Annotated in this window: 6 protein-coding genes; 5 read left to right on the top strand and 1 reads right to left on the bottom strand. The window is 74.7% G+C overall.

Annotated elements, in window-relative coordinates:
- Positions 1–86 precede the first annotated feature (86 nt).
- Positions 87–1,349, bottom strand: a complete 1,263-nt coding sequence (locus HCC30_RS06295; protein WP_169441198.1) for a nucleotide sugar dehydrogenase — start codon at positions 1,347–1,349, stop codon at positions 87–89.
- Between the two features lie 406 nt (positions 1,350–1,755).
- Between HCC30_RS06295 and HCC30_RS06290 the strand changes: the two genes are divergently transcribed.
- The 5 genes from HCC30_RS06290 (at position 1,756) to HCC30_RS06270 (ending at position 12,688) form a co-directional block, all read left to right on the top strand.
- Positions 1,756–3,462: a glycerol-3-phosphate dehydrogenase/oxidase gene (locus HCC30_RS06290; RefSeq protein ID WP_169441196.1), complete on the top strand. Its 1,707-nt coding sequence runs from the start codon at positions 1,756–1,758 to the stop codon at positions 3,460–3,462.
- Between the two features lie 417 nt (positions 3,463–3,879).
- Complete coding sequence (locus tag HCC30_RS06285; RefSeq protein WP_169441194.1) at positions 3,880–5,925, top strand: serine/threonine-protein kinase; 2,046 nt, start codon at positions 3,880–3,882, stop codon at positions 5,923–5,925.
- A 226-nt stretch (positions 5,926–6,151) separates the two neighbouring features.
- Positions 6,152–8,815 (top strand): serine/threonine protein kinase, encoded by a 2,664-nt coding sequence (locus HCC30_RS06280; RefSeq protein WP_169441193.1) that lies wholly within the window; start codon positions 6,152–6,154, stop codon positions 8,813–8,815.
- 76 nt (positions 8,816–8,891) lie between these two features.
- Positions 8,892–10,931 (top strand): serine/threonine-protein kinase, encoded by a 2,040-nt coding sequence (locus HCC30_RS06275; RefSeq protein ID WP_206323386.1) that lies wholly within the window; start codon positions 8,892–8,894, stop codon positions 10,929–10,931.
- 113 nt (positions 10,932–11,044) lie between these two features.
- On the top strand, positions 11,045–12,688 hold the full coding sequence (locus HCC30_RS06270) for a succinic semialdehyde dehydrogenase (protein ID WP_169441191.1): 1,644 nt from the start codon (positions 11,045–11,047) through the stop codon (positions 12,686–12,688).
- Positions 12,689–12,798: the final 110 nt, after the last annotated feature.

The following is a 12,798-nucleotide window of genomic DNA, read 5'->3' as shown; positions in this document are numbered from 1 at the left end:
CCCGGCCCACCGGGAAACGCGGACGAGGGGCCCGCGGCGTACGTTCTCGCGTACGCCGCGGGCCCCTCGTCGTGTGCGGGTGCCCGTCAGAGCCGGTGGGCCGCGCCCGTGGGGCTGGCGCCGCGGGTGTCGAGCAGCAGCTGGGCCTTGGCGGCGAGACCCTGCAGGTCGTAGGTGCGGTGGTGCTGGAGGAGGACGGTCAGGTCGGCGGCCGCGGCGGCCTCGTAGAGCGAGTCGGCGCGGGGCACGGGCTGGTCGGCGACGTGCCACTGCATCACGTAGGGGTCGTGGTAGCCGAGCTGGGCGCCCAGTTCCTTGAGGCGGGTGGCGACCTCGCGGGCGGGGGCGCCCTGCTGGTCGGCCAGGTCCGGCTTGTAGGTGACGCCGAGCAGCAGGACGCGGGCGCCGCGCGCCGACTTGCCGTGCTCGTTGAGCAGCGCGGCCGCGCGCTGGGCCACGTAGCGGGGCATCCGGGAGTTGGCCTCCTGGGCGACCTCGACCATGCGCAGCGGGTAGCCGAGCGAACGGCTGCGGTACGCCAGGTAGTTGGGGTCGACGGGCTCGCCGTGGCCGCCGACGCCGGGTCCTGGGCGGAACGCCTGGAAGCCGAACGGTTTGGTCTCGGCGCAGCGGATCACGTCCCACAGGTCGACGCCGATGTCGTGGCAGAAGACCGCCATCTCGTTCACCAGCGCGATGTTGACCTGCCGGTAGTTGATCTCCAGCAGCTTCGTCGTCTCGGCCTCGCGCGGGCCGCGGGCGCGGACGACCTTGTCGGTGAGCCGCCCGTAGAAGGCCGCGGCCGCCTCGGTGCAGGCGGGGGTGAGGCCGCCGATGACCTTCGGGGTGTTGGCGTAGCCGTACCTGCGGCTGCCGGGGTCGGTGCGCGCGGGGGAGCAGGCGAGGTGGAAGTCGCGGCCGGCGCGCAGGCCGGAGCCGTCCTCCAGGATCGGGCGGAGCACGTCCTCGGTGCTGCCCGGGTAGACGGTCGATTCGAGGATCACCGTCGTACGCGGGCGCAGCCGGGAGGCGAGGGTGCGGGCCGCCGCGCGTACGGCGCCGAGGTCGAGGGCGCGGTCGGCGCCGAGCGGGGTGGGCGCGCAGATCACGGCGGTGCGGGAGCGGCCGAGGTGCGCCGGGTCGCTGGTGGCGCGGAAGCCGCGGGAGAGCATGCGGCGCAGTTCGGCGGCGGTCAGCGGGGCGTCGGCCGGCGGGCGGCCCGCGTTGAGCCCGGCGACGGTCTCCTCGTCGGGGTCGTACCCGAGGGTGCTGATGCCGGCGGCCACGGCTGCCTGCACCACCGGGAGACCCGAATGACCGAGTCCGTACACGGTGAGATCTGCGGGCATGACGGACATCCTTCTCCTAGCGCACCGAGGAGGGCTTCGCTCTGCGTCACCTGGGAGGCCCGGCCTCCCGTCCCCCGGGAAGCCCCGTCCGCGCGCCCGGTGGGGCGAGAGCGGTGCTCCCGGTGGGCGTCGCGAGTTGTGCGCGACGCGATTTCAGGTTAAGGGCCTATATGACAGTTATGCGGTATTGCGTCCCTGGCAGGGCCGACGCACGGCCAAAGTCGCGGGAATGGGGGACCATCGGCAGGGGAGCGGGTACGACGAGGGCACCGGCGACGGACGGGCAGCAGGACACCGGCGAGGGCGCGGCGGCGGGCACGGCCACGGAGCGTCCGGCGGCCACCGGGCCGCGGCGGCCGCGCCGGGACATCCGAGCAAGCGACACCACCCCGAGCAGGAGGCAGCGTTGAGGACACCGACACTGGGACCCGAGCAGCGTGCCGAGGCGCTGGCCCGGATGGCCGAGCGCGAGCTGGACGTGCTGGTCGTCGGCGGCGGAGTCGTCGGCGCGGGCATCGCCCTGGACGCGGCGACGCGCGGTCTGTCCACCGGAATCGTGGAGGCGCGGGACTGGGCCTCCGGCACCTCCAGCCGGTCCAGCAAGCTCATCCACGGTGGGCTGCGCTACCTGGAGATGCTCGACTTCGCGCTGGTACGCGAGGCGTTGAAGGAGCGCGGGCTGCTGCTCCAGCGGCTGGCCCCGCACCTGGTGCGTCCGGTGCCGTTCCTCTACCCGCTGGAGCACCGCGGCTGGGAGCGGCTGTACGCGGGCACGGGCGTGGCCATGTACGACGCGATGTCGGTCTCGTCCGGGCACGGGCGCGGGCTGCCGACGCACCGTCACCTCTCGCGCCGGCACGCCCTGCGCGTCGCGCCCTGTCTGCGCAAGGACGCGCTGGTCGGCGCGCTCCAGTACTACGACGCGCAGATGGACGACGCGCGGTACGTCACGACGCTGGTGCGGACCGCCGTCAGCTACGGCGCCGAGGCGGCGAACCGGGCGCGGGTCGTCGGCTTCCTCCGTGAGGGGGAGCGGGTCGTCGGCGCCGAGGTGGAGGACCTGGAGCAGGGCGGCCGGTTCGAGGTGCGCGCGAAGCAGGTCGTCAACGCCACCGGCGTGTGGACCGACGACACCCAGGGACTCATCGCGGAGCGCGGCCAGTTCCACGTCAAGGCGTCGAAGGGCATCCACCTCGTCGTACCGCGGGACCGGATCAACTCCACCACGGGTCTGATCCTGCGCACCGAGAAGAGCGTGCTGTTCGTGATCCCGTGGGGCAGGCACTGGATCATCGGGACGACCGACACCAGCTGGGAGCTCGACAAGGCGCACCCGGCGGCCTCCAGCGCCGACATCGACTACCTGCTCGACCACGTCAACTCGGTGCTGGCGGTGCCGCTGACGCGGGACGACGTCGAGGGCGTCTACGCGGGTCTGCGGCCGCTGCTGGCGGGGGAGTCGGACGCGACGAGCAAGCTCTCGCGGGAGCACACCGTCGCGCATCCCGTCCCCGGTCTGGTCGTCATCGCGGGCGGCAAGTACACGACGTACCGGGTGATGGCGAAGGACGCCGTCGACGAGGCGGTGCACGGGCTGGACCACCGGGTCGCCGAGTGCTGCACGGAGGACGTGCCGCTGGCGGGGGCCGAGGGGTATCCGGCGATGTGGAACGCGCGGGCCCGGATCGCCGCCAGGAACGGGCTGCACGTGGCGCGGGTCGAGCATCTGCTGGGCCGCTACGGCTCGTTGGCCGACGAGCTGCTGGAGCTGATCGCCGAGGACCCGAAGCTCGGCGAGCCGCTGCCGGCGGCGGACGACTACCTCAAGGCGGAGATCGTCTACGCCTGCACCCACGAGGGCGCCCGGCACCTGGACGACGTGCTGACCCGGCGGACGCGCATCTCCATCGAGACCTTCGACCGGGGCACGCGGAGCGCGCGGGAGTGCGCCGAGCTGATGGCGGGCGTCCTCGGCTGGACGGCGGACCAGGTGGACCGCGAAGTCGCGCACTACGAGAAGCGGGTGGAGGCCGAGCGCGAGTCGCAGCGGCAGCCCGACGACCTCACGGCCGACGCGGCACGACTGGGCGCGGAGGACATCGTTCCGCTGTAGCGCCGGATGTGCGGGGGTATGCGCGGTCCGGTGCGGACGCGTTCGTCACAGGTCTGTGACGGTGTCGGGCGCGTGACGGGCTTTCCGGGGCGCGGCGTGCGGGTGCGCGCGCCGGTGTGTGCGCGGCTCGACGTTGAACATGGCGGAAGTGTGGGCAAGTTGTGAACAGCGGCTCCGTCCGGGACCCTGTGGGGCGTCCCGGGCGGAGCCGTCCGGCGTCCCGTCGCGGACCGCCGGGGGCCCGCACCGACGGGCATCGGGAGGGGTGGGGGAGCACCCCTGTGTCTCCCGGTAACCACGGGCACGGATGTGGGGCAGCTGTGGAGCCCCCGTACGTGACTTGTCAGAGCCATAGTCCACAATGAAGGCTCTGCGAGGGCGGCTTGGGCTCGACGCAGAGGGGACACAAGGGGATTCATGAGCGAGGACGCAGGACGGCTGGTAGGGAAGCGCTATCGGCTCGGGGGTGTCCTCGGCCGCGGCGGTATGGGCACCGTGTGGCGTGCGGAGGACGAGATCCTCGGCCGCACGGTCGCGGTGAAGGAACTGCGTTTCCCGGCGAGCGTCGACGAGGACGAGAAGCAGCGCCTCGTGACGCGAACGCTCCGTGAGGCCAAGGCGATTGCCCGCATCCGCAGCGGCAGCGCCGTCACCGTCTTCGACGTCGTCGACGAGGACGGCCGCCCCTGGATCGTCATGGAACTCGTCGAGGGCCGCTCCCTCGCCGACCAGATACGGGAGGACGGTCCGCTGGAGCCGCAGCGCGCGGCCGAGGTCGGACTCGCCATCCTCGACGTGCTGCGCGCCGCGCACCGCGAGGGCATCCTCCACCGGGACGTCAAGCCGTCCAACGTGCTTCTGGAGGACGGCACCGGCCGGGTCGTCCTCACCGACTTCGGCATCGCGAAGGTCGAGGGCGACCCCTCCGTCACCAGCACCGGCATGCTCGTCGGCGCCCCCTCGTACATCTCGCCCGAGCGGGCGCGCGGCAAGCCGCCGGGCCCGCCCGCCGACCTGTGGTCCCTCGGTGGCCTGCTGTTCGCGGCGGTCGAGGGCCGTCCGCCGTACGACAAGGGCTCGGCGATCTCCACGCTGACGGCCGTGATGACCGAGCCCGTCCCCGAGCCCGAACGGGCCGGCGGGCTGCGCGAGGTCATCTTCGGGCTGCTCGCCAAGGACCCGGACGAGCGGCTGGACGTGGCCGCCGCGCAGGCGCTGCTGCGCCCCGTCGCCGCAGGGGAGAAGCCGGGCGACGCCGCCGGGGCCCCGGCGGACGCCACCCGCAGCATGCCGGTGCCGCCGGAGCCGGAGGGGGACGGTGCCTCGTCGGCAGGGGCCAAGGGGGGCTCGGCGAAGGGGAGTTCAGGCAAGAGCGGGGGCTCCCGGAGCGGGAAGAAGGGGGCCGCTGCGGCCGGGGTCGCCGCTGTCGCGGGTTCGGGCTCCGGTTCGGGCTCCGGTGGTTCGGGGGCCAAGTCCGGTGCTTCGGGGGCGGCTTCCTCGGGTTCCGGTTCGGGTTCCGCTTCCGGTGCGGGCAAGGGGAAGAGCGCCGGTGCCGCCGCGGTGAGTGGCGGGCTGCCCGCCGAGGCGCCCGCGGCTGCCGCCGGGACGTCCGGGGGCGGGACGGCCTCCGGCAAGGGTTCCGGTGCGGGAGCGTCCGGGGGTGGCGCGGCGGCCGTCGAGTCGGTGCGCGCCTTTGTGACGGGGCTGCCGCGCAGGGCGGTCGGGATCGCGGCCGCGGTCGTCGTGGCCGTCTGCGTGCTGGTCGGTGCCGTCGCGCTGTCGACGGCCGACGGTGACGACAAGGGCGGCAGCGCGCGGCAGGAGAGCGGCGCGGGCGGCGAGAAGCCCTCCGGCGCGAGCGGGAAGGGGGACGACGCGAAGGCCCCCGGCGACGGCGGCAAGGACGAGGACGCCTCCGGTTCCGACGACGCGGCCGAGCCCGCCCCCGAGAAGGACGACAAGGGGGAGAAGGACGAGAAGGAGGACAAGGGGGACGGCGGAGAGCTGCCGGAGGCGTACCGGAAGGTCACGGACAACCGGTTCCACTTCGCCCTGGGGATGCCCGACGGGTTCGAGCACGTCGGCATAGCGGGCCAGAACTCGGGTGCCCGGTACGCCGGTTCGGACGGGCTGCCCAAGATCCAGATCGACTTCAACGCCCGCCCGCTGTCGGACGCCGCCTCCGCCTGGCGCCAGCTGGAGCCCTCCGTCCGGGCGAGCAGCAACGGGTACCAGCGGCTCAGTCTGAAGTCGGTTGACTGGCGGGACTATCCGACCGTCGCCGACTGGCAGTTCCTCCGCGAGGAGGACGGCAAGAAGGTGCGGGTGCTCAACCGCGGCTTCAAGGTGGACGACTCGCACGGCTACGCGATCATGATCACCTGCGCGGCCGACAAGTGGGACGAGAAGGAGTGCAAGACGCTCCGCGAGACCGCCTTCAAGAGCTTCAAGCCGACCGACTGAGGTGACCGGACGGGTACGTCCGGGGCTGCCACGTCGAACTCACGGTCGGATCACGGGCGTTGGGAGCCCGGCGGAAAGGGGAAAGCTGCCCGAGGGGGCTCCGGTCGCCGGTGGGGCGGCGCGGGAACGCTCGGGCACGTATCGTGAATGAGTGTGGGCCGTATACGTCCGCAATGGTGCGGACGTAGCGAGGAATTGACGGCTCGCGCCGCTTTGGGGAGGCGTCGTGAACGACAACGCGGGCTACGGGGACCGCCTGCTCGCCGGTCGCTACCGCCTGCCTCCCCTCCTCCCCGGTGACTACGCCGGAGGTATCGCCTACGACACGGCCAGTGGGCAGGACGTGTCCGTGCGGCAGGTTCCGCTTCCCGAGGTCGTCGAGGCGGAGTTCCTCGACGGTGCCGCTCCTTCCGGGTACGGCGCGGACGGGCGCGGGCACGTCGATCCGGCCGTGGGGCGTGCGGTGGAGGCCGCGGCGGCCGCGTCCCGGATTCCCGACCATCCCCGTCTCGATCAGGTCTACGACGTCTTCGTCGAGGGCGACGGGCTGTGGATCGTCAGCGAACTGCTCCCGGCCCGGCCGCTCTCCGCGCACCTCGCGGAGCGGCCGCTGAGCGCGCACCGCGCCGCCGAGATCGCCGCCGACCTCCTCGCCGCGCTCCGGGTGGTGCACGCGTACGGCTGGACGCACCGCAACATCACCGCCGACTCCGTCTACCTCTGCGAGGACGGCCGCGCCATCCTGACCGGCCTCGCCCTGGGCGCGGCCCAGGAGACCCTGTGCGGTTACGCCGTCCTCCCGGGGACGGACCCGGGCCCGATACCCGAGGAAGACGGCGACGACCGTACTGCCGGGCCCGTAACGGAAGTCGAGCCCGAGCCCGAAGCGGACGACGGCGCCGGGACGGTGGCGATCCCGGGGCCGCGTGCGGGCGAGGAGCCGGGCGCGGCGGGGGAGTTGACCCCGGCGGGGCCCGGCGGGCTCCCCGCGTGGTCGGACATCCCGCTGCCCGAGGGCTTCTCCGCGGCGCGTACCGGCTCCGGTGACGACGGGCACGGGGCGCCGGACGCCGAGGCCGAGGCGCGGGCCGCCCGGCGCGGCGCCGTCGCCGCGTACCGGGACGGGGCCCGCCGCGCCGCCGCCGAGCGCGCCGGACGGCCGGCCCCCGGCGAGGCGGTCGCGGCCCCGGACGACGGCCGTACACAGGCGAGTTGGTGGTCCGCGCCCGGCGAGGAGCGGCCCCGGGACGGCGCGGCCCCCGGCGACGAGGTGGGCCCGGCGTCCCTCCCGGGCGCCCGCCGCCCCGACAGCCGCCCCGTACCGCTGACCTGGCCCGAGCACGACGAGGCCACCCCGCCCGCGACGGCGCCGGAGCACGCCGAGGGGGCCGCACCAACGGCCGACCCCGGAACCGGAACCAACACGGCACCCGGAACCGGAACCTCCCCCCGGACCGAACCCGCCCCCCACCACGACGCCTACCAGGGCCCCGCCAGCGCCCTGGCCGCGGAGCGGGCGCGGCAGGCCCGGATGACGGTGGTGGGCGCGGTGACGGAGCGCTGGGCTCCGGAGCAGGCGGGGCCGGTGTACGAGAACTGGCGGCTGGCGCCGCCGGTCGGCCCGGCGGCGGACCTGTGGGCGCTGGGCGCGCTGCTGTTCCGTTCCGTCCAGGGGCACTCGCCGTACCCCGAGGACGGGGTGGCCGAGCTGGTGGGCCTGGTGTGCGCGGAGCCGCCCGCGTTCGCGGAGGACTGCGGTCCGCTGCGTCCGGTCGTCGAGTCGCTGCTGCGCCAGGACCCCACGGAGCGGCCGGACTTCGAGGAGCTGCGCGGCTGGCTGCGTTCGCTGGTGCGCTCGGCGCCGGAGCCGGAGGTGGGGCGGCGTACCGTCCTCGGCCCGCCGGCCCTGGACCCGGGGGAGCGGTCCGACCCGCGGCGGCTGCCGATCCTGCGGCGCCGGGGCGAGCTCGTACGGCGCCGCCGTGCGGCGAAGCGCCCGCGCGGGGAGCGTACGGCCGGCGCCCCGCAGGCGGCACGCGCCGGGCGCACGCGTGAACGGAAGCGTCCGAAGGCGCCGCCCGCGCCGCCTCCACCACCTCCGCCCGCCCCGCCGGCCGAGAGCGTCACCCCGCACGCGGGAGCCGCCGCCGCGTCCTCGAAGCGGTCCGCCGCGCGGGAGCGGAAGGCCGGGAGCCCGCAGCGGCTGGGGCGCTGGCTGCTGGCGTGCGTGCTGCTGGGGCTGGGTGCGGCCGTGCTGTACGCGGTGCTGCTGATGCCGAAGGGCGGCGGCGTGGACGCCGGGGGCGAGCAGCGCCGGGGCGAGGTCGGCGCCGGCCCCGAGACGACCGCGCCGGACGGGGACGCCGCCGGGCGCCCGAAGGACCCGGGCAAGGGCGGCGACGCGGGAACGCGGCATCCGCAGACCTCCGCGCCGGCCGTCCCCGACGGATACAAGACGGCGAACGACCCGGCGGGCTTCACCGTCGCCGTGCCGGAGGAGTGGGACCGGCGGTCCACGCACGGGGCCCAGGTCCGGTACAACGGCGGGCAGGTGGAGATGGTCCTCGTGCCGGGCCGGGACACGGTGCGGAAGTACGGCAGGGACCCGATGTCCTACCAGAGCGACGACGAACCGGAGTTGAAGGCGTACCGCGCCTCGGACTGGGCCACCACCTCGGGCCTGCGCCGGATCGACGTCGGCGCCTCGGCGATGGCGGAGGGCACCTTCACCTGGCGCGACGGCGGCCGCGACGTCTACGCGCGGAACCGGGCGATGGTCCTCGACGGGCGGTACCACGTGCTGCTCGTGATGGGTTCTCAGGAGAAGCGGAAGGAGATCGACCGGCACTTCGAGGCGGTCGCCGACACCTACCGCGTGACCGGCGGCTGAGCCTCACGCAGAAGCGGAATGACGCGCACCGGCCTCCGCTCGCGGGCCGTACGCGGCGCTGCGGCATGATGTGCGCATGGCGGTCAACGGGGATCACGGGGAACAGCGCGCGCGCCCGCTCGGGGAGGTCCGCGAGGCGGAGCGCGGGGAGCCGGAGTACGCCGCGCCCGCGCAACGGGCCCGCGACGTGCGGGAGTTCGAGGAGCCGGAGTACGACGGCTTCAGCACCTCGGCGGAGCACGTACCGTACGCCGCCGACACCCCGGAGTACGGACCGCACGGTTTCGGCCGCTTCGGCGACTCCTGGCCCGGCGCGGCCGAGCGGGGTACGTACCTGCTGGCCGGGCGGTACCGGCTGGGCTCGCGGCTGGGCCGGGGCGGCATGGGCACCGTCTGGCGGGCCGAGGACGAGCTGCTCGGCCGGGAGGTCGCGGTCAAGGAGCTCCACCTGGACGAGGGCCTGTCCACGCAGGCGGCGCGCGGCCTGCGGGACCGTACGCTGCGCGAGGCCCGCACCGTGGCGCAGGTGGTGCACCCGCACATCCTCGTCGTCCACGACGTGGTGGAGGAGGACGAACGGCCCTGGATCGTCATGGAGTTGATCGAGGGGCGGTCGCTCTCGGACGTGATCGCCCACGACGGTCCGCTCGGCGCGCGGGAGGCCGCCCGCGTCGGTCTGGCGCTCACGGGCGCGCTGCGCGCCGCGCACGCGCGCGGGGTGCTGCACCGCGACCTCAAGCCCGCGAACGTGCTGCTGGAGTCGGGCACCGGCCGGGTCGTCCTGACGGACTTCGGGATCGCCCGGGTGCCGGGGGCGACGACGATCAGTGAGACGGGGGCCTTCGTCGGGTCGCCGGAGTACACGGCTCCGGAACGGATGGAGGGCAGGCCCTCGGACGGCGCCTCCGACCTGTGGTCGCTGGGCGTGCTGCTGTGCGCGGCGGTCGAGGGGACGACCCCGTTCTGGCGCGACAACCTCGCCGGGGTGCTGCACGCGGTCGCGCTGGCCGAAATCCGCCTGCCCGCCAGCGCGGAACCTCTCCGTCCGGTCGTCCGCGGCCTGTTGGAGCGCGATCCGGAACGCCGGATGCCGCTCACCGCCGCCGAACACCTGCTCCGCACCTACGCCGAGACGGGCACCATGCCGGAGGCCCCGGCGCCCGTCGCCGCCCCGTCCGCCCCCGCGCACGCCGCCGTCCACGAGGCGACGCCGACCACCAACAACCGCGCCACCCTCGACGGCCCGGGCTCCCACCCCGACGTCGACGCCCCGGCCCCCGCACCCCCGAAGCCGGAAGCCCCCGCCCCCGAGGAGCCCCCGACCCCGGAACCCGCCCCCGCCCCGCAGCCCGCCGAGCCCACCCCCGCCCCGCAGCCCCCCGAGTCCACCCCCAAGGAGCCGCTCGCGCGCCCCCGCCGCCCCGGCCGAGCCCGGCTGCGGCTGCTCGCCGCCGTGCTCGTGGCCGCGGTCGTGGGCGGCGGCGTGGCCGTCGCGGTGGTCCTCGGCACCGGCGGCAAGGGCGGGACGGACGGCCCGTCCGGCACCCGGAAGCAGGCGGACAGCGCGGCCGACAGCGGACGCACGGACCCCGGCAAGGACGCCGAGGCCTCCGGCAACTCCGGTACGGCGGAGGCCGGTTCGGCGACAGCCCCCGAGGGCTACCGCACCGTCCGGGACCCGGCGGGCTTCCGCCTCGCGGTGCCGCACGGCTTCACCCGCTCCTACGAGCCGCCGCGGGTCTACTACTACTCGCCGGGCAAGACCTACCGGATCGGCATCCATCTCCAGGAGCGCGAGCCCGGCGGCGCGGCGGCGGCGATGGGGGAGGCGCACGCCGAGGGCCCCGAGCAGTACTCGGGCTACCGGGACGGTTCGGTCCGCTCCCGGTCGTTCGAGGGCGCGCCGGGCGCGGTCTGGCAGTTCGCCTGGGACGGGACGGCGGCGGACGGCGGCCCCCGCTACACCTTCGACCAGAGCTGGGACGAGGGCGACACCATGTACGACGTGTGGGTCTCCGGCCCGGAGAGCCGCAAGGCCGTGGTCGAGGAGCAGTTCGACACCGCCCTCCGCACCTTCACCCGCACCTCCGCCGCCTCCCCGGCCCCGGCCCGCTGACACCGGGGCCGTGCCCGGGCGGGCCCGTCGCGCCAGCAATCACTGGCGGATTCCGTGAAAAGTGGTTACCGCTGGGTATGCGCGGGTGCACCCGCAGTCGTAGTCTCGGCGGCATGACGGACTCGCAGGACTCGCAGGCTCCGGTGCCCACCAAGGACAATTCCGGCGCCGCGGACGGAAATCCCATCGCCACCGCCCCCTCCGGGGTGCGTACCGCCGCCGACGTGGTCACCCGTGACCTCGTCGCCCGCCTCACCCAGGGGGTCACCGGCAGCGGGAAGACGGAAAACCACAGCCCCTTCACGGGGGAGCGGCTGGCCGAGCTTCCCGAGTCCACGCCCGAGGACGTCGAGACGGCCTTCGCGCAGGCGCGCGAGGCGCAGGCCGCCTGGGCCGCGACGCCGGTGCGGCAGCGCTCCGCCGTCCTGCTGCGCTTCCACGACCTGGTGCTGCGGCGGCAGAGCGAGATCCTCGACCTGATCCAGCTGGAGACGGGCAAGGCGCGGCTGCACGCGCACGAGGAGGTGCAGGCCGTCGCGATCGCCGCGCGGCACTACGGGCGCAAGGCGGCCTCGTACCTGCGCACCAAGCGGCACACCGGCGCGATACCGGTGCTGACGAAGGTGTCCGAACTGCGGCACCCGCGCGGGGTGATCGGGCAGATCGCCCCGTGGAACTACCCCTTCGAGCTCTCCGTCGGTGACGCGCTCCCCGCCTTCGTCGCGGGCAACGCCGTGGTGATGAAGCCCGACACCGAGACCGCGCTCAGCGCGCTGTGGGCCCGCAGGCTGCTCATCGAGGCCGGGCTGCCCGAGGGCGTGTGGCAGGTGGTGCTCGGCGAGGGCCCGGTCGTCGGCCCCGAGGTCGCCGAGCGCGGCGACTACGTCTCCTTCACCGGCTCGACCCGTACCGGACGCCAGGTCGCGCAGCAGGCCGCCGCCCGCCTGGTCGGCTGCTCGCTCGAACTCGGCGGCAAGAACGCCATGCTGGTGCTGCCCGACGCCGACCTGGACAAGGCGGCGGCCGGCGCGGTGCGCGGCGCGTTCTCCTCCGCGGGCCAACTGTGCATCTCCATCGAGCGGTTGTACGTGCACGAGGCCGTGGCCGAGGACTTCCTGGAGCGCTTCACCGCCCGGGTGAAGGCGATGCGGCTCGGCGCGAGCCTGGCCTACGGCGCCGACATGGGCTCCCTCGTCTCGCAGCGCCAGCTGGACACCGTCACCCAGCACGTCGAGGACGCCGTCGCCAAGGGCGCGAAGGTGCTCGCGGGCGGCCGCCCGCGCCCGGACATCGGCCCGCTGTTCTACGAGCCGACCGTGCTGGAGGGCGTCGAGTCGCCGATGTCGGTGTGCGGCGAGGAGACCTTCGGCCCCGTCGTCTCGGTCTACCGCTTCTCCGACGAGGACGAGGCCGTCTCCCTGGCCAACGCCACCCCGTACGGGCTCAACGCGAGCGTGTGGACGAAGGACGGCCGCCGGGGCCGCGCCGTCGCCGCCCGCCTGCACGCCGGCACCGTCAACGTCAACGAGGGCTACGCGGCGGCCTACGGCAGCGCGCAGTCCCCGATGGGCGGCATGGGCGACTCCGGGCTGGGCCGCAGGCACGGCTCGGAGGGCATCCTCAAGTACACCGAGCCGCAGACCGTCGCCCACCAGCGGGTGCTGCCCATGGCGCCCTCGTTCGGGATGACCGACGAGCAGTACGCGGCGTTCATGAGCACCTCGCTCAAGGCCCTGAAGCTGCTCCGCCTCCGCTGAACTCCCGCCGCGCGGCGGCCCGTTCGCAGCGCGGCCGGGGAGCGCCCCTCCCCGGCCGCGCGCCCTGTGGTGCACCCCTGCCGCACCACGCCCGTACCGCACGACCAGCC

The organism is Streptomyces sp. HNM0574 (genome assembly GCF_012726235.1).
Lineage (GTDB): Bacteria > Actinomycetota > Actinomycetes > Streptomycetales > Streptomycetaceae > Streptomyces.
The sequence above is the reverse complement of the archived record's forward strand: the minus strand, read 5'-3'. Positions and strand labels throughout refer to the sequence as shown.

Coding starts and splice junctions, on each gene's coding strand:
- HCC30_RS06270 (WP_169441191.1), top strand. CDS start 11,045: ATGACGGACTCGCAGGACTCGCAGGCTCCGGTGCCCACCAAGGACAAT.
- HCC30_RS06275 (WP_206323386.1), top strand. CDS start 8,892: ATGGCGGTCAACGGGGATCACGGGGAACAGCGCGCGCGCCCGCTCGGG.
- HCC30_RS06285 (WP_169441194.1), top strand. CDS start 3,880: ATGAGCGAGGACGCAGGACGGCTGGTAGGGAAGCGCTATCGGCTCGGG.
- HCC30_RS06295 (WP_169441198.1), bottom strand. CDS start 1,349: ATGCCCGCAGATCTCACCGTGTACGGACTCGGTCATTCGGGTCTCCCG.